This is a genomic window from Arenimonas daejeonensis (genome assembly GCF_007993735.1).
In the GTDB taxonomy this organism is placed as follows: Bacteria; Pseudomonadota; Gammaproteobacteria; order Xanthomonadales; family Xanthomonadaceae; genus Arenimonas; species Arenimonas daejeonensis.
Map to the genome: position 1 here is coordinate 933,684 of NZ_CP042453.1, position 23,980 is coordinate 957,663.

Here is a 23,980-nt window from a genome sequence, read left to right on the forward strand (position 1 = left end):
GCCTGGCAGGTCGAACGCGGCTATTCGCCCGGATACGCGCGCCTGCTCGGCCGCGGCCTGGATTTCGAGGAAGGCACGGAGGATCACGAGGCCCTGCGCAAACAGGCGGGGCAGCTGGCGGAGCGGATGCGCATCGGCCCGGAGGATGCGGCATGAACACGCCCGTCCAGGTCGAACACTGGAACAAACTGCCCCTGGGCCCGGGCGGCCGCGCACTCGTCGAAGCCAGCGCCGGCACCGGCAAGACCTGGACCATCGCGGTGTTGTACCTGCGCCTGCTGCTCGAGCAGCCGCTCGCGGTCGAGCAGGTCGTCGTCACCACCTTCACCGATGCCGCCGCGCAGGAGCTGCGCGAACGCCTGCGCGGTCGGCTGCGCGCCGCGCTGGCACTGGCGGATGCCCCGCCGGCGCCGGATGGCCTTCCCGCTGACGAAGCCTGGTTGTGCGCGCGCTGGAACGACGACGCCCGCCAGCGCGAAGACCGCCGCCGCCTGCGCCTGGCGCTGGCCGATTTCGACCGCGCGCCGGTGGGCACGCTGCACGGCCTGTGCCAGCGCATCCTGGCCGAACATCCGTTCGAAAGCGGCAGCCGTTTCGAACCCGGCGACCCGACCTCGGGCCAGGCGCTGGCCGAAGAGCTGGCGCGTGATGCCTGGCGCGTGCTGCACCAGGGCGATGGTGAGGCGGCACGGGGCATCGCGCTCGAGGACCTGAAGCTCTCGACCTTCAGCAGACAGCTCAGGCAGTTGATGGCGCCGGGCGTGCGCATCGACGCGGCCGGCGAAGACCTGCCCACCGTGCTCGCCGCGTTGCCGGAAGACCTGGTATCGGGCCTGCACGATGTGATCGATCGCATGGCCTGGTTCACGCGCGTCAACAGCGCACTGCGCACCGGGCTGACGACGCTGGCGGCCTGTTTCGCTGGCGAAGGCGGCTGGCCGAAGGAGGACCACCTCGAGCTGATCCGTGGCCAGGTGCTGGAAAAACACATCCGCCCCGAACACCAGGCCGCCTTCCTGGCGCATCCGGCGATCGCGGTCTTGTTCGCGCAATGGCCCCGTATCGAGGCGACGCGCTTCGTGCCGCTGCAGCGCTTCTGGCACGCCCAGGTCGAACAGGCGCAACGCTGGCGCGATGAACGCCTCGCCGCGCGTGGCCAGGTGACCTTCGACGAGATGATCCGGCGCGCGCACGCGGCCATCGCATCGAATCCCGCGCTGGCCGACGCGCTGTTCCGCGACTGGCCGGTGGCGCTGGTGGACGAGTTCCAGGACACCGACGCGCAGCAGTACGGCATCCTCGACCGTCTTTATCGTGATGCCGAAGGCCAGCAGCGTGGCCGCCTGGTGATGATCGGCGACCCCAAGCAGGCGATCTACGGTTTCCGCGGCGGCGACATCCACGCCTACCGCCGCGCCCGTCATGATGCCGGCCACGTGCTGGTGCTGGGCACCAACCACCGCAGCTCGCGCGGCTACGTGCAGGCGGTGAACCAGTGGTACGCCGCCGGTGGCCAGACCCTGGGCCGCAGCGGTGCCGACGATGTGAACTACTGCCCCGTCGAAGCCAGCGGCCGCCGCGACGCCACGCCGTACACGATCAGCGGCCGCGCGCTTGAACGCCCGCTGCAGATCCACTTCCACGCCGACGACCCCGGCCGCCAGGGTGAGCGCCGCCGACTCGCGCTCGACGCCTGCGCCAACCAGATCGCGGCGATGCTGGCCTCGGGTCAGCACGCGATCGGCGGCCGCGCACTGGAGCCCGGCGACCTGGCGGTGCTGCTGCCGACGAATCGCGACATCGCCAGCCTGCGCGCCCGCCTGCAGGCACGCGGCGTGCCCTGCGTCGGCGGCGCGCGCGACAGCGTATTCGCCGGCGATTGGGCCTTCGAGCTGCAGCTCGTACTGAGCGCGGTGCTGGCCGAAGAGGACGAATCCGCCCTGCGCGCCGCGCTGCTGACGCGGCTCTGGGGTTTCGACCTGGCCACGCTGGCGTCGCTGGATGCCGGTTCGCCGCTGTGGACCGCGGTTTCCGACCGCCTGCAGCGCCTGCGCCAGGCCTGGCGCAGCAAGGGCGTGCTGGCCCTGGTGCAGCAGCTGGCGAGTGATGCCGCGCCGCGCCTGCTGGCCACGCCCGGTGGCGAACGTGATCTCACCGACCTGCGCCATCTCGGCGAGTTGCTGCAGCTGCGCAGTGAACAGGGCGGCGGCACGCGCGAACTGCTGGCCTGGCTGGGCGAACAGCGCCGCGGCGACGGCGACGAAGACAGCGGCGACGAACGCCAGCCGCGCATCGAATCCGACGCCCGCCGGGTGCAGCTGATGAGCCTGCACAAGAGCAAGGGCCTGGAATTCCCGGTCGTGTTCCTGCCGCTGATGTGGGCGCACGAAGGCCAGTCGCTGCAGGCGCCGTACCTGGTGCCGCTGCCGCAGGGCGGCCGCCGCGCCGCCTTCGACGACGCCGCGAAGACAAGCGCGCGCTGGGAGGGCCAGGACGAACGTTTCCGCACGCTGTACGTCGCACTGACCCGCGCCATCCATGCCTGCCATGTGTACGCATTGCCGCCGGAGCGCCCGCAGGCCGCGAACAGCCAGAAGTCCAAGGCCGATCCGGAACGCGCGCCACTGGATGCGATGCTGACGCGTGTGATCGAGGCCGACCGGCAGGACACGCTGCCGCAGGTCGGCTGGAACGACGAAGGCTGGCCGCTGGTGGATGCCGTGCTGCCGGATGCGCCGGAACCGCCGCTGGCGCGTGTCGCGCTTGTCGAGCCTGCCGCCACCCCGCTGCGCCAGCGCCTGAGTTTCTCGACTCTGATCAGCGGCTTGCGCCTGGCGCCGACCGAAGAAGCCCCGGCCGACGACGAACCGCTGGCACTCGACGAGCCGGCGCCGGAGCCCGTGGACGAAGCCCCGCATCCGGAGCTGCTGGCGCTGGCCAACGTGCGTGGCACCGCCTTCGGCAACGCGTTGCACGCCGCCTTCGAGAACCGCCGCCAGGACCGGCCGCTGGTCGACCAGCACGGCCTGCTGCGGGACCAGCTGCGTGGATTCGGTGTGCGTGCACACGACGCGAAACCCGAAGCCGTCGTCGCGCCGCTGGCCCGGCGCATGGACGGCGCACTCGCCGCAGAGCTGCTGCCTGGCCTGCGCCTGGGTGAGGTGCCGGCGGCGAATCAGCGCGCCGAAATGGCCTTCCACTTCGCGCTCGACGCCGCACGCCTGTCGCAGCTGCGCGCCGCCGCCGCGGAACACGGCGACGCCGGCCTGGTGCCGCCGCTTGCCGCCGAACGCCTGCGCGGCCTGATGACCGGCAAGATCGACCTGGTGTTCGAACACGGCGGCGTCTTCCACGTGCTCGACTACAAGGGCAATTGGCTGGGCGAACACCTTTCGGACTACAGCGGCGGGGCGCTGCGCGCCGCGATGGACCACAGCCATTACCGCCTGCAGGCGCTGCTCTACACCGTGGCGCTGCATCGTTTCCTGCGCCAGCGGCTGCCGGATTACGCGCCGGCGCGACATCTCGGTGCGTACATCTACCTGTTCGTCCGTGCCGCGGGCCTGGCGCCCGGTGCCGGCGTTTTCGTGGAGCGTTTCAGCGACGGATTGATCCACGCCGTCGATGCGGTGCTGGCCGAAGCGGAGGTGCCGGCATGAGCCATCTGCGCTACGACGCCCGGCCGCCGACCGCCGACACCGACGGCCCGCTGCGCGAACGTGCACTGGCCCGTGCGCTGGCGCGCTGGGTGCTGGGCCACGGCGGTTCCGCGCGCCTGGCGGAACTGGCCGGCCGCGCCGCAGTCGCCGAGCTGGCCGGCGACACTGCGCTGGCGCCATTGGCGGACGATGCCTGCGACGCACTGCGGACCGAAGCGCTGGTCGGCGACGGCGGAACGCAGACGCCCTTCGTGCTCGACGAGGCCGGCCGTTTCTACCTATGGCGGAACTTCCTGCACGAAGGCGAAGTCGCCACGCTGATCCGCACGCGGCGTGACGCTGCCACGCGCTCGACCACCGATGAGGCCACGGTGGACACCCTGTTCCCCGGTGGCGACCCGGCACTCGACGGCGCCCAGCGCCAGGCCGTGCGTTCGGTCGGCGGGCGCAGGCTGTTCGTGCTCACTGGTGGCCCCGGCACGGGCAAGACCACCACCGTATTGCGCATGCTGCTGCGCCTGCAGCGCGACGGCGCGGGCGGGCAGGGCATCGCGGTGGCCGCGCCCACCGGCAAGGCCGCGCAACGCCTGGTGCAGTCGCTGCGCAGCGAATCGGCGCGCCTGCGCGGGCACCTGCCGGCCGAATGGCAGGCCGGTCTCGATGCGCTGCCCACCGCCGACGCGCTCACCGTGCATCGCCTGCTGGGTTATTCGCCGACGCGCAACGCCTACACGCGCGGGCCGGAGTCGCCGATCGAGGCCGGCATCGTCGTGGTCGACGAAGCCTCGATGCTCGACCTGGCGCAACTGCGTGCGCTGCTGCGCGCATTGCCGCTGGAAGCCGTGCTGGTACTGGTGGGCGATGCCGACCAGCTCAACCCGGTCGGCGCCGGTTCGGTGCTGATGGACCTGGTGGCGGTGCTGGAAGCACAGGACGCGCCCGAACTCGTGCGCCTGCGCCACAGCTTCCGCGCTGACACCCGCCTGGTGCCGGTGAATGAAGCCGTGCGTGCCGGCGATGGCGCCGCGCTGGCCGCCGCGCTGGTCGGTGCGGGCGACAGTGCCACACTGCACACCGTCGAAACGCCGGCCGCACTTGCACGCGAAGCGCGCCGCTGGGCTGATGCGCTGGCAGACGCGGGCCCGCCCGGGCCCGTCGTCGCCGGTGCGGCAGAAAGCGAGACCGTCACGCCGGTTCTGCGCGCGCTCGCCACGCGACAGCTGCTCTGTGCGCTGCGCGACGGTCCCTTCGGCGCGGATGCGATGAATGCCGCGATCGAACGCCAGCTTCGCCAGCGCTGGCACGTGCCCGCGGATCAAACCTGGTATCCGGGCCGCGTGGTGATGATCACCCGCAACGACTACGGCGCCCATCTGTTCAACGGCGACCTCGGCCTGTGCCTGCGCGACGCGGAGGGCACGCTGCACGTGTGGTTCGTGGCCGCCGACGGAAGCGGCGCGCGCGCCTTCGCGCCCGGCGCCCTGCCGGCGCACGAACCGGCCTGGGCCATCACCATCCACAAGAGCCAGGGCAGCGAATACGGCCACGCCGCCGTGCTGCTGCCACCCGATCCCGAACACCGCATCCTGTCGCGGCAGCTGCTGTACACCGCGTTGTCGCGCGCCAAACAGCGCATCGAAGTCTGGGCGCCGCGGGCCAGCGTCGACGCGGCGCTGGCGCGGGCGGTGCGACGCGCTGGTGGACTGGCCGCGCGGCTTTCGGGAGACTGACCCTGTCGTGTCGTCGGAGGTTCACATGATCGAGATCATCGGCCGCCAGGGTTCGCACTACACGCGCATGGCGCGGCTGCTCGCGCACGAACTGGGCGTGCAGTACACGCTGCGCCCGATCTACGACCTGCTCAGCGAGGATCCGGCGGTGTTCGGCGGCAACCCCGCGTTGAAACTTCCGGCCCTGCGCCAGGACGAGACCGTGGTATGGGGCAGCCAGAACGTCTGCCGCGCGCTGGCGCGTTCGGTGCCCGGCGGCGAGTCACGGGTGTTCTGGGCGGAGGACGCGCGCACGCCGCTGCTGATGAACGCGCACGAGATCATGGCGCATACGATGGCCGTGCAGGTCGAGGTGGTATTCCACGAAGTCGTGTCCAAGCGCCCGGCCGACACGGCCTCGCGCAAGCGCCGCGCCAGTCTGGTGAACTGCCTGGTGTGGCTGGATGCGAACCTCGATGCCGTGCAGTCCGAACTGCCGGCGGCGCGCATCCGGATGTTCGAGCTCGGGCTGTTCGCGGTGCTGGAACACTTCGCTTTCCGCAATCCGATGGGCCTGTCGGCGATGCCCCGCCTCACCGGGTTCATGGCGGCTTTCGGCCAGCGGGCCTCGGCCCAGGCGACGCCGTATCGCGTGGACACGCCGCCGGCCTAGGGGGCAGGGCGGCCAGATCCCGGGGCAGAACCGGCCTGGGCGCTGGCAAACCGGCAAAAAACTCGGGAAAAGATGACGCCCTCGGGCCCGGTCCCGGATAATGGCGGCCCCTGAAACAAGGCCAGCCATGAACACGACGTACCGCCAGCCGCTGCCCGGCACCTCCCTCGACTTCTTCGACGCGCGCCGCGGTGAACGCGCTGCAGGCCGGTGCCTGGGACGGGCTGCCCTATGTCTCGCGCGTGCTGGCCGAGAACCTGGTGCGCCGCTGCGAACCTTCGGCGCTGGACGCCTCGCTGCGCCAGCTGATCGAACGCAAACGCGACCTCGACTTCCCCCTGGTTCCCGGCGCGCGTGGTCTGCCACGACATCCTGGGCCAGACCGCGCTGGTGGATCTCGCGAGCCTGCGTGATGCGATCGCCGACCAGGGTGGTGATCCGGCGCAGGTAAATCCGGTGGTGCCGGTGCAGCTGATCGTCGACCACTCGCTGGCGGTGGAGTGTGGTGGGTTCGATCCGCAGGCGTTCCAGAAGAACCGGGCGATTGAAGACCGTCGCAACGAGGACCGTTTCCACTTCATCGACTGGACCAAGCTCGCGTTCAAGAACGTGGACGTGATCCCGCCGGGCAACGGGATCATGCACCAGATCAATCTGGAGCGGATGAGCCCGGTGATCGGCGTGCTCGACGGCGTGGCGTACCCGGACACCTGCGTCGGCACCGACAGCCACACCCCGCACGTGGACGCGCTGGGCGTGATCGCGATCGGCGTCGGCGGCCTCGAGGCCGAGAACGTGATGCTGGGCCGCGCCTCGTGGATGCGCCTGCCGGACATCATCGGCGTCGAGCTCACCGGCAAGCCGCAGCCCGGCATCACTGCCACCGACATCGTGCTGGCGCTCACCGAGTTCCTGCGCAAGCAGAAGGTCGTAGGTGCATGGCTGGAATTCCGCGGCGAAGGCGCCTCGGCTTTGACGCTGGGCGACCGTGCCACGATCTCGAACATGGCGCCGGAATACGGCGCGACTGCGGCGATGTTCTTCATCGACGGTAACACCCTCGACTACCTGCGATTGACCGGCCGCAGCGACGAGCAGGTGAGGCTGGTGGAGACTTATGCCAAACACACCGGCCTCTGGGCCGATGCGCTGGCGACGGCTCAGTACGAGCGCACGCTGTCCTTCGACCTTTCCAGCGTGGGACGCAACATGGCGGGCCCGTCGAATCCGCACGCCCGCGTCGCCACGGCCGACCTCGCCGCCAAGGGCATCGCCGGCAACCTCGCCGCCGCCCGCGCGCAGGAAGCCGAAGGCTTGATGCCCGACGGCGCCGTGATCATCGCCGCCATCACCAGCTGCACCAACACCTCCAACCCGCGCAATGTGATCGCCGCCGGCCTGCTGGCACGCAACGCCAACCGTGCGGGCCTCACGCGCAAGCCGTGGGTGAAGTCGTCGCTGGCGCCGGGCTCGAAGGCCGTGGCGCTGTACCTGGAAGAAGCGGGCCTGAAGTCCGAACTCGAACAGCTCGGCTTCGGCATCGTCGCCTTCGCCTGCACGACCTGCAACGGCATGTCCGGCGCGCTGGACCCGGCGATCCAGAAGGAGATCATCGACCGCGACCTGTACGCGACCGCCGTGCTCAGCGGCAACCGCAACTTTGACGGCCGCATCCATCCCTATGCCAAGCAGGCCTTCCTGGCCTCGCCGCCGCTGGTGGTGGCCTATGCCATCGCGGGCACCATCCGCTTCGACATCGAGAAGGACGTGCTGGGCCACGACGCCGCCGGAAAGCCGGTGACGCTGAAGGACCTGTGGCCGAGCGATGCCGAGATCGACGCGATCGTGAAGGCGGCGGTGAAGCCCGAGCAGTTCCGCAAGGTTTACGAGCCGATGTTCAAGCTCAGCGTCGAGAGCGCCGCCAAGGTCAGCCCGCTGTACGACTGGCGCGCGCAGAGCACCTACATCCGCCGCCCGCCGTACTGGGAAGGCGCGCTGGCCAAGCCGCGCACGCTCACCGGCCTGCGTCCGCTGGCGCTGCTGGGCGACAACATCACGACCGACCACCTGTCGCCTTCGAACGCCATCCTTCTGAACAGCGCCGCCGGCGAATACCTGGCGAAGATGGGCCTGCCGGAAGAGGACTTCAATTCCTACGCGACGCACCGCGGCGACCACCTGACGGCGCAGCGCGCCACCTTCGCCAACCCGACGCTGATCAACGAGATGGCGGTGGTGGACGGCGTGGTGAAGAAGGGTTCGCTGGCGCGCGTGGAGCCGGAAGGCAAGGTGACGCGCATGTGGGAAGCGATCGAGACCTACATGGACCGTGGCCAGCCGTTGATCATCGTCGCCGGCGCCGACTACGGCCAGGGCAGCTCGCGCGACTGGGCGGCCAAGGGCGTGCGCCTGGCGGGCGTGGAGGCGATCGTGGCCGAGGGCTTCGAACGCATCCACCGCACCAACCTGATCGGCATGGGCGTGCTGCCGCTGGAGTTCCAGCCCGGCACCACGCGCCTGACCTGGGCCTGGACGGCACCGAGACCTACGACGTGACCGGCGAACGTACGCCGCGTGCGACGCTGACCCTCGTGGTCAACCGCCGCAACGGTGAACGTTTCGAGGTGCCGGTCACCTGCCGTCTCGACACCGCCGAAGAGGTTTCCATCTACGAAGCGGGTGGCGTGCTGCAGCGTTTCGCCCAGGACTTCCTCGAATCGAACAAGGTGGCCTGAGATGGCACACGCCCCGCAGATCCGCATTCCCGCCACCTACATGCGCGGGGGCACGTCGAAAGGCGTGTTCTTCCGTCTCCAGGACCTGCCGGAAGCCGCGCGCGTGCCCGGCCCGGCCCGCGACGCGCTGCTGATGCGCGTCATCGGCAGCCCGGACCCGTACGGCAAACACACCGACGGCATGGGTGGCGCGACTTCGAGCACCAGCAAGTGCGTGATCATCAGCAAGAGCGCGCAGCCCGGCCACGACGTGGACTATCTCTACGGCCAGGTGTCGATCGACACCGCCTTCGTGGACTGGAGCGGCAACTGCGGCAACCTCAGCACCGCGGTCGGTCCGTTCGCGATCGCCAATGGCTTCATCGACAGGTCGCGGCTGCCGGAAAACGGCGTGTTCGCGGTGCGCGTCTGGCAGGCCAACATCGGCAAGACGATTGTTGTCCATGTGCCCATTGCCGGCGGCGAAGTTCAGGAGCTCGGCGATTTCGAACTCGACGGCGTCACCTTCCCGGCGGCCGAGATCGTGCTGGAGTTCATCGACCCGGCCGACGAGGGCGAAGGCGAGGGCGGTGGCGCGATGTTCCCGACCGGCCACCTCACCGACACGCTGGACGTGCCGGGCGTCGGCACGCTGACGGTGACGATGATCAATGCCGGCATCCCGACCGTGTTCGTGAACGCGAAGGACATCGGCTACACCGGCACCGAACTGCAGGACGCGATCAACGGCGATGCGAAGGCGCTGGCCATGTTCGAGGCCATCCGCGCCCACGGTGCCGTGCGCATGGGTCTGATCAAGGACGTGGCCGACGCAGCAAAGCGCCAGCACACGCCCAAGGTCGCCTTCGTCGCGCCGCCTGCCGACCACGTGTCGAGCAGCGGCAAGCGCATCGAGGCCGGCGAGATCGACCTGCTGGTGCGTGCGCTGAGCATGGGCAAGCTGCACCACGCGATGATGGGTACCGCCGCCGTCGCCATCGGCACCGCCGCGGCGATTCCCGGCACCCTGGTGAATACTGCGGCCGGTGGCGGCGAGCGCCAGGCGGTGCGTTTCGGCCATCCCAGCGGTACCCTGCGTGTCGGCGCGGAAGCGCGCCAGGAGAACGGCCAGTGGGTCGTGCGCAAGGCGATCATGAGCCGCAGCGCGCGGGTGCTGATGGAAGGCGCGGTGCGCGTGCCGGCGGATTTCCACATCGATTGAACGGCGCCGCCGCGCGTCTCGGTTAACATCGCGGCGCCCCCTGCAGGAGAAGTCCATGTCCCTCACCGGAAAAACCATCGCCGTCACCGGCGCCTTCGGCGCCCTCGGCACCGCCGTGGTGCAGGCGCTGCTGGCGCAGGGCGCGGCTGTCGCCGCCATCGACTTCGCGGCGGCGCCGCGCGATCCGTCCACGCTGGAGGGCGCCAGCCTGCATGGCGGCGTGGATCTCGGCCAGGCCGATGCGGCGGCGGCGGTGTTCGCGGCGATCAAGAAGCAGCACGGCGGCCTTGATGGTCTGGTCAACATCGCCGGCGGCTTCCGTTGGGAGAAAGTGCCGGGCGGTTCGCTCGACACCTGGGACACGATGTACCGGATGAACCTGCGCACCGCGGTGTCCGCCTGCCAGGCCGCGCTGGCCCTGCTTCCCGATGGCGGCCGCATCGTCAACATCGGTGCCAATGGCGCAGTGAAGGCCGGCGCCGGCATGGGTGCCTATGCCGCCTCGAAGGCCGGTGTCGCCCGCCTCACCGAAGCCCTGGCGGAAGAGCTCAAGGACCGCGGCATCACGGTCAACGCCCTGTTGCCGAGCATCATCGACACGCCGGCCAACCGCGCCGACATGCCCGATGCGGATTTCAGCCGCTGGGTGAAGCCGGCCGAGCTGGCCGACGCCATCGTGTTCCTGCTGTCGGACCGCGCCAGCGCCATCACCGGTGCCCCTGGTGCCGGTGGCCGGGCGCGTCTGAGCCGAGCAGGCGGCGTCTGCAGGCCGTTCAGAATCAAACACTTGCACGATCCGCCGGAAACGGCGAAAAACTCCCGTCGAGTCTGTCGAATCCGGCCCCGGCCGTTCGTCGTCTGGTTACAGGGCCAAGACCGGCCCTGCATCCACCCGATCAAGGAGAACCACCATGCGCGTCATCGTTTTCGTCAAAGCCACCGCCGACAGCGAAGCCGGCGTCATGCCTCCCGCCGAAATGCTCGAGGCCATGGGCAAGTACAACGAAGAGCTGGTCAACGCCGGCATCATGCTGGCCGGCGAAGGCCTGAAGCCCACCGCGCAGGCCAAACGCGTGCACTTCGACGGCACCAGGCGCACCGTCACCGACGGCCCCTTCGCCGAAACCCGCGAGATCGTCGCCGGTTACTGGTTGTGGGAAGTGAAGGACATGGCCGAGGCCGTGGAGTGGGTGAAGCGCTGCCCGAACCCGATGTTCGGCCCCAGCGACATCGACATCCGCCCGCTGTACGGGATGGAGGATTTCGGCGACGCGCTCACCCCCGAAGCGGAAGCCGTGCACGGGCGCGTGGCCGAAAAACTGGGCGCCGCGAACTACCCCCAGCGCAATGGCTGAAGCCGCGGCACGCGAGGCCATCGAGGCGGTCTTCCGGATCGAGCGGTCCCGGTTGATCGCCGCGCTGGCACGCCTGCTGCGCGACCTGGACGCGGCCGAGGAACTGGCGCAGGACGCCTTCCTGGCCGCGCTCACCGACTGGCCGCGCAAGGGCATTCCCGACAATCCCGGCGCCTGGCTGATGACCACGGCCAAACGCCGGGCCATCGACGCGCTGCGGCGCCGGCAGCTGCAAGATGAAAAAGAACCGCAGCTGATCGACGACGCCGGACAGTCCCAACCCTTCGCGAGCATCGAGGACATCGAAGCCGCCATGGACCACGACATCGGCGACCACCGCCTGGGCCTGATCTTCACCGCCTGCCATCCCGTGCTGTCGGCGGATGCGCGTGCCGCGCTGACGCTGCGCCTGCTCGGCGGCCTGGAGACGGGCGAGATCGGCCGCGCCTTCCTGACTTCGGAAACCACCATCGCCCAGCGCATAGTGCGGGCGAAACGTGCGATCGGCGAAGCGGGCGTCGCCTTCGAGGTGCCGCGCGGCCACGAGCTGGCACCGCGCCTGGCCTCGGTGCTGGAAGTGATCTACCTGATCTTCAATGAAGGTTACGCCGCCACCGCCGGCGACGACCTGCTGCGGCCGGCGCTGTGCCAGGAAGCGCAGCGCCTGGGCCGCGTGCTGTCGGCGCGGCTGCCGGACGAGCCGGAAGTGTTAGGCCTGCTGGCGCTGATGGAACTGCAGGCTTCGCGCCTCAATGCCCGCACCGCGCCCGACGGCAGCCTGCTGACGCTGGCATTGCAGCAGCGCGCGCGTTGGGATCAGTTCCTCATCCATCGTGGCTTGAGCGCGCTGAAGCGGGTCGAAGCCCTGGGCGGCGAACGTGGGCCGTACGCGCTGCAGGCGCAGATCGCCGCCCACCACGCCCGCGCGAAAACCTACGACGCCACCGACTGGTCCGGCATCGCCGCCAGCTACGACACGCTGGCGCAAGTGATGCCGTCGCCCATCGTCGAACTCAACCGCGCGGTGGCGCACAGCATGGCCTTCGGCCCGGAGGCGGGATTGCGTCTGCTCGATGCCATTGCCGAAACCCCTGCGCTGCAGACCTATGCGCCACTGCCGGCGGCCCGCGGCGACTTCCTGTTCCGCGCCGGCCGGGTGCTGGAGGCCAAGCTGCAGTTCGCCCGCGCCGCCGAACTGGCGCAGAACGCCCGCGAACGGGAGTTCCTGCTCAAACGCCAAGAGGCCTGCGGATGAAAATTTCTTCCGGGATTGTCGAATCCCGCCCCTGCCGTCCGTCGAAGGAATGAGGGCCGGATCCCCGTCCCCGCCAACCCCCGAGGAAACCACCATGCAGAAGATGATCTTCGTGAACCTGCCCGTCGCCGACCTGCCCAAGGCCATGGCCTTCTATGCCGCGCTGGGTTTCACCAACAACCCGCACTTCACCGACGACACCGCCGCCTGCATGGTCTGGAGCGAGGCCATCCACGTGATGCTGCTCACCCACGACAAGTGGCGCACGTTCACGAGCCGCCCGATTCCGCCGACCACGGCGAGCGAAGTGCTGCTCGCCATCTCGTTCGAAAGCCGCGACGCGGTGGACACCATCGCCGATACCGCGAAGGCGAACGGCGGCACCGCCGACATCAACCCGGTGCAGGACCACGGCTTCATGTACAGCCGCGCCCTGGCCGATCCCGATGGCCACGTGTGGGAGGCGTTCTGGATGGATCCGGCGGCGGTGCCGGCGGGCTGATATCTGTCCGCGCCTAGGCTGGCGCAGCAGCCATATACGCAAAAACCCCGCTTCTGGCGGGGTTTTTTCATTGGTGGCTATGGGTGGACTCGAACCACCGACCCCAGCATTATGAGTGCTGTGCTCTAACCGGCTGAGCTACATAGCCATGGGGCAAAACGCGCTGTCCGTTGCAGACAGGGCCGCGAATTCTGGGCCTTCGACCCCCTTCCTGTCAATCCGCGGCCGCCCCGCTTGTGGCCTTCAACAGCCCTGTGGCAGTCTGGCTCCAGTAGATTTTTGGAGTCCGATCGTGGTCGATCCGGACGGTTACCGCCCCAATGTGGGCATCGTGCTGATGCACGGCGATGGTCGGCTGTTCTGGGCCCGGCGGGTCAACCGTGACGGTTGGCAGTTCCCGCAGGGCGGCATGAACACCGACGAGACGCCGCTGGAGGCGATGTTCCGCGAGCTGCGCGAGGAAACCGGCCTGCTGCCCGAGCACGTGGAAGTGCTGGGCTCCACGCCCGGTTGGCTGCGCTACCGCCTGCCCCGCCGCTGTGTGCGCCGGGGCAACCGTCCGGTGTGCATCGGCCAGAAACAGGTCTGGTTCCTGCTGCGCCTGACCGGCGAGGAACACCACGTGCAGCTGGACCTGACCGAAAAGCCCGAATTCGACAGCTGGCGCTGGGTGGACTTCTGGTACCCGGCCGAACACGTGGTCAGCTTCAAGCGCGAGGTCTATGTGCGCGCCCTGCAGCACCTGGCGGTCGCGGCCCGGGCCGTGGCCGGGGATACCGCGGTGCCGCCCTGCGGGGAGGGGGTTCAGGCCCTGCTGCAGGCGTCGGCGGCGATGGCGGGGGTCGCGGCCGCCGGTGAGACGGGGTCGGGGGTGGGCTCCGGCAGTTGACAATCGTTCGCATTCGCATGGAAAATGCGAACCGTTCTCACACAGACCGGCCCGCATGTACGTCTGCATCTGCCACGGCGTTACCGACCAGGACATCCGCAACGCGGCCGAGGCCGGCTGCGCGTCGGTCACCGAGCTGACCATGCGCACGGGCCTGGGCAGCGGCTGCGGCACCTGCAGCGAGATGGCCGGCGAGATCCTGGCCGAAAGCCGCGCGAAACCTTTCCCGCTGCCGGTGTTCGCCGTCGCGGCCTGAGGCGGTCGGGGCTGAAGCCCCTCCCACATGGAACTGGCTGCATTCGCAAACGCGAATGCCGTGCGCCTGCAAACGAAAGCAATTCCCGTTTCTTCATCTTCAGGGGTGAAGGGGTAGGCTGCCGGCACGTCCACGGAACAGGAGGCCCGCCATGAAAGGCGACGCCAAGGTCATCGAGCACCTCAACAAGGCGCTCTACAACGAACTGATCGCGATCAACCAGTATTTCCTGCACGCCCGCATGTTCAATAACTGGGGCCTGAAAGAGCTCGGCGAGCACGAGTACAAGGAATCGATCGACGAGATGAAACACGCCGACAAGCTGATCGAGCGCATCCTGTTCCTCGACGGCCTGCCGAACCTGCAGAACCTGGGCAAGCTCTTCATCGGCCAGTCGCCGAAGGAATGCCTGCAGTGCGACCTGAAGCTGGAGATGCAGGCGGTGCCCGACCTCAAGGCCGGCATCATCGACTGCGAGAAGGCCAACGACTACGTGTCGCGCAAGGTGCTGGCCGACATCCTCGAGTCCGAGGAAGAACACATCGACTGGCTGGAGACCCAGCTGGCCCTGATCGAGCGCATCGGCGAGCAGAACTACCTGCAGGCCAAGATGGGCAGCTGAGTCCAGCGCCACGAAACACGAAGGGCCCGGCAGCGATGCCGGGCCCTTTCTTTGCTCAGCGCAGCAGGCCCTGCAGCGCCTGCGACGCGCGCCGGAATTCGGATTCCAGCACCGCCACGGCAACGGCCGGGCGTGGCAGCACGCCCTGGCGCGCGCCGAGCTCGATGCGTTTGGCGGCGGCCGACAGCGCCATCGCGCCCAGGTTGGCGCTGGCCGACTTGAGCGTGTGCGCCGGCGCGATCATGCGCGACATGTCGTTGGCGGCGGCGGCGGCTTCCAGCGCGTGCACGTGGGTCGGTGCGTCCTCCAGGAACAGGCGCACCAGGCTCAGGTATTCGTTGCCCATCACCGCACGCAGTTCGTCCACGACTTCGCTGGCCAGCACCGGCGGCGGCGCCGGCGGCGCGTCGCCGCGCAGTTCGGCAGACATCGGTTCCGGGCGGGGCGCCGGTGCGGCGGGTGCGGCCGGGGCCGGGCGCAGCAGCGGGCTGGCCGGGGGCGTGGCCGGCCGGGGCGGAAAGGGCACGGTCGGGCGCGGCGCGACGGGCGCGGCTTCGGCTGGTCGGGGCGTCGTGGGTGTCGCAGGCGTCGCCGGGCGTGCGACGGGGGCGGCCGGTGCGGGACGGGCGATGGCCGGTGCGGGGGCAGGGGCCGGCGCGGGCGTCGGACGCGGCACGACCGGGCTGGGTGCCGCGGCCAGGCCCGGCATCGGCGCCGGTTCGTCGGGCAGCAGGGTGGGCGTAGGCGACGGCGCTTCCGGCGGCGGTGTGCCTGCCGGGCGGTGCTGCAGCCAGCGGGCGATGGTGGCTTCCAGCAGGCGGCGGTCCACCGGCTTGGACAGGTAGTCGTCCATGCCCGCGTCCAGGCATTTCTGGCGGTCGCCGGCCATGGCGTTGGCGGTCATGGCGATGATGGGCAGGCGCGCCAGGTTCTGGCTGATCTCGTGCTGGCGCCATTCGCGCGAGGCGGTGTAACCGTCCTTGACCGGCATCTGGCAGTCCATCAGCACCAGGTCCAGGTTGCCCTGCACCATGCGATCGAGTGCCTTCTCGCCGTTGTCTGCGGTTTCGCAGGTCAGGCCCAGCAGGCCGACCAGGCGCTGGGCCACCATCAGGTTCACAGGGTTGTCTTCCACCAGCAGGATGCGTCCGCGCAGGCGGCCGGTGCGCGGCGCGCCGCCGCTGTCGTTGGTTTCTTCGGGTGTCATCAGCACGCGCTCGGGCGGAGGCAGTTCGTATTCATCCACTTTGGCAGCGGCCGGCGTGGCGAGGAAGGTGGTCAGGGCGCTGCGCAGTTCGGTACCGCCGATCGCGCGCGACAGCATCAGCGCATGCGGACCTGGGTCAGCTCCGCGGCGGCCGGATCGTCGCCCTGCAGGTAAACCACGCGCAGGTCCTCGAGTTCGGCGGTGCGGCGCAGGTTGCGGTGCAGGGCGATGGCGGTGCTGCGCACACTGGTCAGGTCCACCAGCAGCAGGTCGAAGCTCCAGCTGGCGCCGCGGGTGAAGGCGGTGCGCAGGCGGGTCAGCGCGTCCTGGGTGGTCTCGGTCTGGGTCAGGTTGACGCCCCAGCCCGGGGCGGCCTGGCCCAGGCGCTGGCGTAGGCCAGCGTCGGTGCTGAGCAACAGGATGCGTGCGCCGTTGAGGTCGCTGCGCTGGCCCTGGATGTCGCCGGTGGCCTTGAGCAGTGGCACTTCGAACCAGAAGGTCGAGCCGCGCCCGGGTTCGGATTCCACGCCGATGCTGCCGCCCATCAGGTCCACGATGCGCTTGCAGATCACCAGGCCCAGGCCGGTGCCGCCGTACAGGCGCGTCGTGGAGGCGTCGGCCTGGCTGAAGGCCTTGAACAGGCGCGCGTCCTTGGCGATGCCGATGCCGGTGTCGGTCACTTCGAAGCGCAGTTCGTGCTGGGTGCGGCTTTCGCCGCGCCGGGTCACCGCCAGCGTCACCGAGCCGCGTTCGGTGAACTTCACCGCGTTGCTCAGCAGGTTGGTCAGGATCTGGCGCAGGCGCACCGGGTCGCCGCGCACGGCCAGGCGCACGGCCGGGTCCATCTGCAGGGTCAGGCGCAGGCCCTTGCTCTCGGCCGGTTTCTCCATCAGCCGGATCACCGAGTCCAGCAGCTCGCGCAGGTTGAAGCTGGTGGTCTCGAGCGTGACCTTGTTCGCCTCGAGCTTGGAGTAGTCGAGGATGTCGTCAACGATGCGCTGCATCTGCCGGGCCGAGGTGTAGGCGGTGCGCACGATGTCCTGCTGGTCGGCCTGCAGGCGGCTGCTCATCAGCAGGTCGAGCATGGGGATGATGCCGTTGAGCGGCGTGCGGATCTCGTGGCTCATGGTCGCCAGGAATTCGCCCTTGGCCATCATCGCGGCTTCGGCGGCCTGTTTGGCTTCGGTCAGTTCGCGCTCGAGGCGGCGGTGCAGGGCCAGTTCTTCCTGCAGCGCGTTCACCTCGCGGGTCTGTTCACCGGTGTGCTGGGTGGCCTGGGCCAGGGCCTGGTTGCGCAGGAAGAAAGCGCGCCACAGCCCGGCGATGCCGGCCACGGCCAGCAGCGCGGCGATCATGGCGATGGTCTGCCACAGCCAGTTGTCGCTGACATGGCCCATCGCGGCGGCGGCGGCGGCACCGGCGGCGCCGGCGATGGCCAGCCAGCGGACGATCAGCGCGTCATTGGGTTTGGGGTTGGCCGGGAACATGCTCAGAGCACCGCCTGCTGGAAGTCGAAGTCCATGTCGCGTTCGGCCTGCTGCACCAGGTTGCCTGGATGAAGTCGATGCCGCTCATCCACAGCGTGGCCGCGGCCTGCGCGTCCTCGACGCCGTGGCCGATCACTTCCAGGCCGCGGCGGTGGGCACGGTCGATCAGCACCTTCAGCTCATCGCGCAGCGTGCCCGACAGCGCGGTGCTGGTGTACTTGCGCGCCAGCTTGACGAAACCCAGCGGCAGTTCGTCCAGCAGGCGCTCGGCGTCCTGGCCGGACTCGAACTGGCTCAGGCAGAACTGCACGCCGTCGGCCACCATCGCATCGCAGAACTGGCACACGGTGGCGGCGTGGATGGCGGCGTCCTCCAGCCGCAGTTCGATCACCACCGAGGTGCCGGGCACGTCGTGCGCCACCAGCTCGGACTTGAGCCAGGTGGCCTGGCTGGGATCGGCCAGGGTCAGCGCCGACTGGGTGACGAACAGGCGCAGCGGCCGGCCTTCGGCGCGACGGTCGCGGATCAGCTTCATCGAGGCCTGCAGTACCCAGCGGTCGATGTCGAGGATGAAGTCGCCGCGTTCGGCGAGCGGGATCACTTCGGCCGCAGGCAGCAGCTTGCCGTCGGTGCCGCGCAGGCGCAGCAGCACCTGGTACTGCGAGTCGTCGCTGCCCGCCACCGCCACCACCGGCTGGTACAGCAGCTCCAGGCTGTTGAGCGCGATCGCCTCGCGGATCTGGTTCACCAGCGCGGCTTCGCGCACGGCTTCGGTGGGTTTCACCGGCTCGTAGCGCTTGAGGCCCTTCTCGCTGGTGCGGGCTTCGCGCGCCATGCGTTCGACTGCGTTGAGGATGGCGCCGCTGTCGTGGAAACGGTGCTTCAGCCCGCAGATGCCCACGGACACGCGCAGCCGCAGCGGATGCCCCTGCACATTGAACGGGTGCTGCACCAGGGTGCCGCGCAGCTGGGTGGCCAGGGCTTCCAGGCCGGCCTCGTCGCGTTCGTTGTCCAGGATCAGGTAGCTGCCGTCGCCGAAACGCGCTGCGGGCGTGGGCTCGGCTTTTTCGCCCAGCAGCTTGCCGACGCCGGCCAGCAGCTGTTCCAGCGCGGTCAGGCCCAGGCGGTCGCGCAGCAGGTTGACACTTTCGATCTCGAGGAAGAGCACGCCGCCGGGGCTGTTGTCGCGGGCGCCGTCGAGCAGGTCGGCCAGGTTCTCCATCAGCTCTTCGCGGTCGTGCAGGCCGGTGTCGGGGTTGCGGCCGCTGCGGCGCAGGCGCCGGGTCTCGAGCGCGCGGTGGCGGCTGACGCGGTTGTGCACGGCGGCGATCAGGTGCTTGGGCCGTACGGGTTTGGAGATGAAGTCGTCGCCACCGGCGTCGAGCGCGTCGAACTGCGTGTCCTGGTCCGGTTCGCCCGAGAGGAACACGATCGGCGTGTGCAGGAAACTTTCCTGGTCGCGGATCAGCACCGTCAGTTCGATGCCGTTGGCATGCGGCATGTGCAGGTCCATCAGGATCAGGTCGGGGTGGAACTGGTGCAGGGCCTGCAGCACGTCCAGCGGCTCCAGCACCACCATGGTCTCCATGCCGGCATTGCGCAGGATGCCTTCGGCGAACAGGGCCTGGTTGCGGTCGTCCTCGACCACCAGCACGCGGTAGGGCGCTTCGCTTTCAGGGTTGAGCAGGGCGGCCAGCCGGCGCAGCACGTCGTTGGCGCCGTTGGGTTCCACCACCAGCGCGTCCACGCCGGCACGGCGCGCGGTGAGCCGCAGCGAGATGTCGTCGGCTTCCGCCAGCGCGACCAGCCGCACCTTGTGCGGACCGCGTTCGCTGGCGCTGCGCACGGTTTCGCCGATGGCCTCGAGCTGGTCGCTGAAGGCGGCGTCCACCAGGGCCAGGTGGGCGGGCAGGGCGCCCAGCAGTTCGCGCAGCTCGTCGGCGTCGCCCAGCAGTTCCACTTCGTAGCCCAGGGCTTCCAGGCGCTGGTCGAGTTCCAGCGACAGCACGCCGTGGTCGGTGAGGTGGTAGACGCGGATTCCGGCGGCGACGGGGCTGGGCTCGGTCATGTCGGGCACCTTGCGGGGAGGCGGTGCCGGCGTGGCGGCCGGCGACGGCTTGGGCGACGGGGTGGCCGCGGGTTGGGCAGCGGATTTGGCGGCAGGTTTGGGGGTGGTCTTGGCCGCCGCCTTGGCCGCTGGTTTGGCTGCCGGTTTGGCGGCTGGTGCCGGTGCCTCGGATTCCGGCAGGGGCGGTGCCGCTTCGGGTTCGGGCGCCAGCGTGCCGGCGATCGCCGCCGGTGCGTCGTCGCCCCAGCGGCGCCAGTAATTCGCGGGCGGGGTTTCGGCGCGGCCGGCGTGGTCGGCGCGGCGGGCCGCCTGGGTGTCGCTTGCCGGCTCGGCCGTCATCGGCACCGCTTCGCCGAGGTTCTCGATCAGGTGCCAGAGGCGTTCGCCCAGCGTCGGGTCGGGCAGTGCCTGCTGGACCAGGACCTCGCCCAGCAGGCCGCGCATCGTGCCGAAGTGGGCGCTGGCGGCGTCGAGGCCATGGCGGCTGCAGGCGTCGCCGAGGAAACGCGCGTCGTCGTGCAGCAGCGCCAGGCCGTTGATGTCCCAGCCGTCCTGAAGGAAGCGGTGCAGGCGACGGCCCATGGTTTCCACGCGCCGGGGCAACAGGCGCAGGAATGCGTGGCGGTGTTCGGCGAGTCTGGACTCGTCGTGCGGATTCATCGCTTGGCCCCCGGTTGGCCTTGGATTATGCCCCCGGGGCTGGCGGCTGTCAGGCGCCGCGGGCATGCGCAGGCCGTCAACGCTGTCCGTGCGCAGCAGCGGACAGCGGCGCGTTCAGGCCGTGCCCGTGCGCATGCGCAGGGCATTGCCACGACGCCACAACCAACGCACCACGACCAGCACGGTCAAGGCCAGCAGGCCCAGGGTGCCGAGCAGCAGGGCCAGGGCCCACCATGGGTGCGCGAACACCAGGGCCAGGGCGCCGACCGCGGCGACGTCTTCGCCGATCGAGGCGGTCCAGTTCGACAGTGGCTCGGGCGAGGCGTTGATCAATGCCCGGGTACTGGACTTGATCGCATGGGTGGCCAGTGCGGCGCCGGCGCCGAGTGCCAGTGCACCGCCACTGAGCTGGCCGTCATCGGAAAGCGTGGCGGCGGCGAGGAAGGCGCCGGCGGGTACGCGCGCCAGGGTCTGCAGCAGGTCCCAGCCCGAGTCCACGCCCGGGATCTTGTCGGTCGCGAACTCGACCGCCGCCAAGGCGCCCGCGGTGCCCAGCACCCAGGGCGAGGTGGTGACCTGCAGCGCCGCCGGCAGGTCGATCCAGCCCATCAGGCCGGCAAGGCCGACGCCGAATACGGTGAAGTAGGCCCGCACGCCGGCCAGGCAGGCCAGGGCCAGGCCCAGGGCGAAAACATGCGCTTCAGTCATGGCCACGTTCCCGGAAGGTGACGGCGATCACAGTATAGTGGCCCTCCGCCTTGACGCTGACTGTGACGCAGGGCTTAGTTTGCCGTCCCCCCGTTCGATCCCCCACCCGACCGCCCCCGATGAGTGCCATTGGCCCCGACAAGCCGCGCTTCGTGATCGTTCCGCACCGCCCGTATGCCCGGGTGCTGCTGGCGGTCGGACTGGTGCTCTGGCTGGCGACGGTGGTGGGCGCCTGGATGCTGGCGAGCCGGCTGGCGGCGCCGGGCCTGGTGAAGGCGCGGGCCGAACTCGAGGTCACCAGCCGCCGCGCCAATGAAGCCGAGGCGCTGGTGAAACAACTGCGCCAGAACGTCGCCACCCTGCGTCGCAGCGACCAGATCAGCCGCAGTGCCAACACCGAACTGCAGGCCAGCCTGGCCGAGCGCGAAGAGGAAGTGTCGGGCCTGCGCGCCGACGTCGCCTTCTACGAACGCCTGGTCGGTGCCACCGGCCAGCGCCGCGGCCTGAGCGTGCACGAGGCGGTGTTCGCGCCCGAAGAAGGCGGCAGCTGGCGGTACACCGTCACCCTGACCCAGAATCTGAACCGCGGCGCGATCAGCAAGGGCGAAGCGCGCATATCGGTCGAAGGCGTCAGCGGCGGGCGCTTGCGCACGCTGCCGTGGGAAACGCTGCTGCAGAAGCCGGGCGCACCCGGACAGGCGTTCTCGTTCCGCTATTTCCAGCAGCTCGAAGGCAGCATCGTGCTGCCCGAGGGCTTCACCCCCAACGCGTCCGCGTGCAGCTGCGCGCGGACGGCAGCACCGTGGACCAGGCCTTTCCCTGGCAGGCCGAGACGCCACGAGGAGATTGAACATGTTCGGCGACAAAAATCCCCCGCAACGGCAATCACGCCGTCGAGACCCTGGTCGGCCCGCACGCGGTGATCCGCGGCGATGTCAGTTTCACCGGCGGCCTGTATGTCGAAGGCACCATCCACGGCAAGGTGATGGCCGAGGACGGTTCGGCCGCGGTGATCACCATCGCCGACAGTGGCCACGTCGAAGGCGAGGTGCGTGCGCCGGTGGTCGTGATCAACGGCCGCATGACCGGCGATATTTACGCCGCCGAACGCATCGAGCTGGCGGCCAACGCCCGGGTCAACGGCAACATCCACTACAAGGTGGTGGAGATGGCCGCCGGCGCCATGATCACCGGCCGCCTGATCCATGCCGACGCCCCGCTGGCCCAGCTGACCGGCCCGGAAGCCCCGGGGGCGGCGGGCAAGCCCAAGGCCAGGGTCGAGGCCCAGGAAGCTTGAATCCGGCCCCGCCAGCGCCCATCTTGGCGGGCATGGACCCCACGCCCAGCTACCAGACCCTCGACGCTCCGCTCGAGTTCACCGCCGCCGCGGCCGCCAAGGTCGCCAGCCTGATTGCCGAAGAGGGCAATCCGGGCCTGAAGCTGCGTGTGTACATCACCGGCGGCGGCTGTTCCGGCTTCCAGTACGGCTTCGAGTTCGACGAGCAGCAGGGCGAGGACGACCTGGCCCTGCAGCGCGACGGCGTCACCCTGCTGGTGGACCCGCTGAGCCTGCAGTACCTGATGGGCGCCGAAGTCGATTACCGCGAAAGCCTGCAGGGCGCGCAGTTCGTCATCCGCAACCCCAACGCCAAGACCACCTGCGGCTGCGGCAGCAGCTTCTCCGCCTGAGCCACCCCGCATGAGCACCGAGCCCGGTTACGCCTTCCGCGGCCCGGGCCTGGACCGTGCCGAACTGTGGCGCGAGGACCCTGCGAAGCAGCAGGCCCACTGGCCCGCCGCGCGCGTGGTGGTGGTGGACGCCGAAGGCCATGCGCGTTTTCCCGGCAGCGCCGAGGCACCCGAGTTCGTCATCGGCGCATCGCTGTTCGCGGAACTGCCCGAGGACGCGAGTTTCCCAGGACTGGACGGCGACACCGCCTGGTTCGCCCTGCCGCACGAATCCCTGCCCGAACCGCTGCCCGGCCGCCTGGACCTGCGCCAGGCCGCGCTGCAGTGGCCGATGCTGGAAGCCGCCGCGCTGGCCCAGGCACGCGCCCTGCTGCACTGGCAGCAGCGCAACCGCCATTGCGGTGCCTGCGGGCACGCGCTGGCGCGGACGCGTGGCGGCTGGTGCGCGCGTTGCGCCCAATGCGGCCTGGAACACTACCCGCGCACCGACCCGGCGGTGATCGTCGCGGTCACCGACGGTAGTCGGCTGCTGCTGGGCCGCCAGGCCGGCTGGCCGGCGAAACGCTGGTCGGTGCTGGCCGGCTTCGTCGAGCCCGGCGAATCGCTGGAACAGACGGTGGCGCGCGAGGTCATGGAAGAAGCCGGCGTGCCGGTGCTGGAGAGCCGCTACGCCGCCTCCCAGCCCTGGCCCTTCCCGATGGCCCTGATGGTTGGTTTCCATGCCACCGCCCTGCCGGTGGAACCGGTGGTCAGCGACGAACTCGAACAGGCCCGCTGGTTCAGCCTGGCCGAGATCGAGGCGGAAGTCGCCAGTGGCGAGCTGTTGCTGTCGCCGCGGCTGTCCATTGCGCGCTGGCTGATAGACGACTGGATGGCCCGCGCGCGCGGCTAGCGTTCAGGCGCAGGCCGTTCGAGGCTAGAATCCGGGCATGTCCGCCGCGCTCATCGCCGTCGTCGTTTCCCTGCTGCTGGGCCATGTCTTCCCGGCGCTGCCTTCGCTGCGCCGCTACGACTGGTTCATCGGCTGGCTGCACTGGCTGGGCCGGCAGACCGGCGGCGAGGACTGGCCGAACAAGGTCGGCCTGCTGATCGCGGTCGGCCTGCCGCTGCTGGCGGTGGGCGCGGCACAGTTCCTGCTCGACGATCTCTGGTACGGGTTGCCGGCGTTTTTCTTCGCGCTGCTGGCGCTGCTGTACACCTGGGGGCCGCGTGACCTGAACCTCGACGTCGAGGCGGTGATCGAGGCGCGTGATCCCGAGGCGCGTCGCACGGCGGCGGTCGCGCTGTTCCCCGAAGGCGGCGAAC

Annotated in this window: 16 protein-coding genes, 1 tRNA gene and 4 pseudogenes; 16 read left to right on the forward strand and 5 right to left on the reverse strand. The window is 69.7% G+C overall.

From position 1 onward, the window contains the following. Positions 1-152: 152 nt before the first annotated feature. The 9 genes and pseudogenes from FRZ33_RS04475 to FRZ33_RS04515 all read left to right on the forward strand — a co-directional run bounded on the left by FRZ33_RS04475 (position 153) and on the right by FRZ33_RS04515 (position 13,089). On the forward strand, positions 153-3,659 hold the full coding sequence (locus tag FRZ33_RS04475) for a UvrD-helicase domain-containing protein (RefSeq protein WP_146907934.1): 3,507 nt from the start codon (positions 153-155) through the stop codon (positions 3,657-3,659). Next, a complete protein-coding gene (recD, locus tag FRZ33_RS04480; protein WP_146907936.1) occupies positions 3,656-5,389 on the forward strand; it encodes an exodeoxyribonuclease V subunit alpha in 1,734 nt (577 codons plus the stop codon). The genes FRZ33_RS04475 and recD overlap by 4 nt, the downstream gene beginning before the upstream one ends. A gap of 25 nt (positions 5,390-5,414) precedes the next feature. Then, positions 5,415-6,041: a glutathione S-transferase family protein gene (locus FRZ33_RS04485; protein ID WP_146907938.1), complete on the forward strand. Its 627-nt coding sequence runs from the start codon at positions 5,415-5,417 to the stop codon at positions 6,039-6,041. A 127-nt stretch (positions 6,042-6,168) separates the two neighbouring features. Beyond that, positions 6,169-8,776 (forward strand): annotated as a pseudogene (acnD, locus tag FRZ33_RS04490) (Fe/S-dependent 2-methylisocitrate dehydratase AcnD). A gap of 1 nt (position 8,777) precedes the next feature. Next, entirely contained in the window at positions 8,778-9,977 is a 1,200-nt protein-coding gene (gene prpF, locus FRZ33_RS04495) for a 2-methylaconitate cis-trans isomerase PrpF (RefSeq protein ID WP_146907940.1), read from the forward strand. A 55-nt stretch (positions 9,978-10,032) separates the two neighbouring features. Then, positions 10,033-10,635 (forward strand): annotated as a pseudogene (locus FRZ33_RS04500) (SDR family NAD(P)-dependent oxidoreductase); the annotation flags it as partial. A 253-nt stretch (positions 10,636-10,888) separates the two neighbouring features. After that, positions 10,889-11,332, forward strand: a complete 444-nt coding sequence (locus FRZ33_RS04505; protein WP_146907941.1) for a YciI family protein — start codon at positions 10,889-10,891, stop codon at positions 11,330-11,332. Next, entirely contained in the window at positions 11,325-12,587 is a 1,263-nt protein-coding gene (locus FRZ33_RS04510) for an RNA polymerase sigma factor (protein WP_146907943.1), read from the forward strand. Before FRZ33_RS04505 ends, FRZ33_RS04510 begins: the two co-directional genes overlap by 8 nt. 94 nt (positions 12,588-12,681) lie before the next feature. Next, positions 12,682-13,089, forward strand: a complete 408-nt coding sequence (locus FRZ33_RS04515; protein ID WP_146907945.1) for a VOC family protein — start codon at positions 12,682-12,684, stop codon at positions 13,087-13,089. Between the two features lie 71 nt (positions 13,090-13,160). On the opposite strand, the gene FRZ33_RS04520 is transcribed toward FRZ33_RS04515, so the two are convergent. Continuing rightward, positions 13,161-13,237: transfer RNA gene (locus FRZ33_RS04520), tRNA-Met, on the reverse strand. Positions 13,238-13,381: 144 nt separating this feature from the next. On the opposite strand from FRZ33_RS04520, the gene FRZ33_RS04525 reads away from it, so the two are divergent. The 3 genes from FRZ33_RS04525 to bfr all read left to right on the forward strand — a co-directional run bounded on the left by FRZ33_RS04525 (position 13,382) and on the right by bfr (position 14,856). Further along, positions 13,382-13,978 (forward strand): RNA pyrophosphohydrolase, encoded by a 597-nt coding sequence (locus FRZ33_RS04525; protein WP_146907947.1) that lies wholly within the window; start codon positions 13,382-13,384, stop codon positions 13,976-13,978. 55 nt (positions 13,979-14,033) lie between these two features. Further along, positions 14,034-14,234 carry a bacterioferritin-associated ferredoxin gene (locus tag FRZ33_RS04530; protein WP_146907949.1) on the forward strand — a complete coding sequence of 67 codons (201 nt, stop codon included), beginning with the start codon at positions 14,034-14,036 and terminating at the stop codon, positions 14,232-14,234. Positions 14,235-14,385: 151 nt separating this feature from the next. After that, positions 14,386-14,856: a bacterioferritin gene (gene bfr, locus FRZ33_RS04535; protein WP_146907951.1), complete on the forward strand. Its 471-nt coding sequence runs from the start codon at positions 14,386-14,388 to the stop codon at positions 14,854-14,856. 55 nt (positions 14,857-14,911) lie between these two features. Here the strand turns inward: bfr and FRZ33_RS17575 are convergent, their stop codons facing one another. The 4 genes from FRZ33_RS17575 to FRZ33_RS04555 form a co-directional block, all read right to left on the reverse strand. Continuing rightward, positions 14,912-16,180 (reverse strand): response regulator, encoded by a 1,269-nt coding sequence (locus tag FRZ33_RS17575; RefSeq protein ID WP_146907953.1) that lies wholly within the window; start codon positions 16,178-16,180, stop codon positions 14,912-14,914. Further along, positions 16,180-17,550 (reverse strand): ATP-binding protein, encoded by a 1,371-nt coding sequence (locus tag FRZ33_RS04545; RefSeq protein ID WP_227978118.1) that lies wholly within the window; start codon positions 17,548-17,550, stop codon positions 16,180-16,182. Before FRZ33_RS04545 ends, FRZ33_RS17575 begins: the two co-directional genes overlap by 1 nt. Beyond that, positions 17,522-20,278, reverse strand: coding sequence for an EAL domain-containing response regulator (locus FRZ33_RS04550; protein ID WP_146907955.1), 2,757 nt, complete (start codon positions 20,276-20,278; stop codon positions 17,522-17,524). Before FRZ33_RS04550 ends, FRZ33_RS04545 begins: the two co-directional genes overlap by 29 nt. Positions 20,279-20,392: 114 nt before the next feature. Further along, complete coding sequence (locus tag FRZ33_RS04555) at positions 20,393-20,986, reverse strand: DUF4126 domain-containing protein (protein WP_146907957.1); 594 nt, start codon at positions 20,984-20,986, stop codon at positions 20,393-20,395. A 236-nt stretch (positions 20,987-21,222) separates the two neighbouring features. On the opposite strand from FRZ33_RS04555, the pseudogene FRZ33_RS17580 reads away from it, so the two are divergent. The 4 genes and pseudogenes from FRZ33_RS17580 to nudC form a co-directional block, all read left to right on the forward strand. Further along, positions 21,223-21,693 (forward strand): annotated as a pseudogene (locus tag FRZ33_RS17580) (DUF6776 family protein); the annotation flags it as partial. Positions 21,694-21,838: 145 nt separating this feature from the next. After that, positions 21,839-22,283: pseudogene (locus tag FRZ33_RS04565) on the forward strand (bactofilin family protein). A 32-nt stretch (positions 22,284-22,315) separates the two neighbouring features. Further along, positions 22,316-22,675, forward strand: coding sequence for an iron-sulfur cluster insertion protein ErpA (gene erpA, locus FRZ33_RS04570; protein WP_146907961.1), 360 nt, complete (start codon positions 22,316-22,318; stop codon positions 22,673-22,675). 10 nt (positions 22,676-22,685) lie between these two features. Continuing rightward, positions 22,686-23,567 carry an NAD(+) diphosphatase gene (gene nudC / locus FRZ33_RS04575; RefSeq protein WP_146907963.1) on the forward strand — a complete coding sequence of 294 codons (882 nt, stop codon included), beginning with the start codon at positions 22,686-22,688 and terminating at the stop codon, positions 23,565-23,567. The last annotated feature ends 413 nt before the right edge of the window (positions 23,568-23,980 follow it).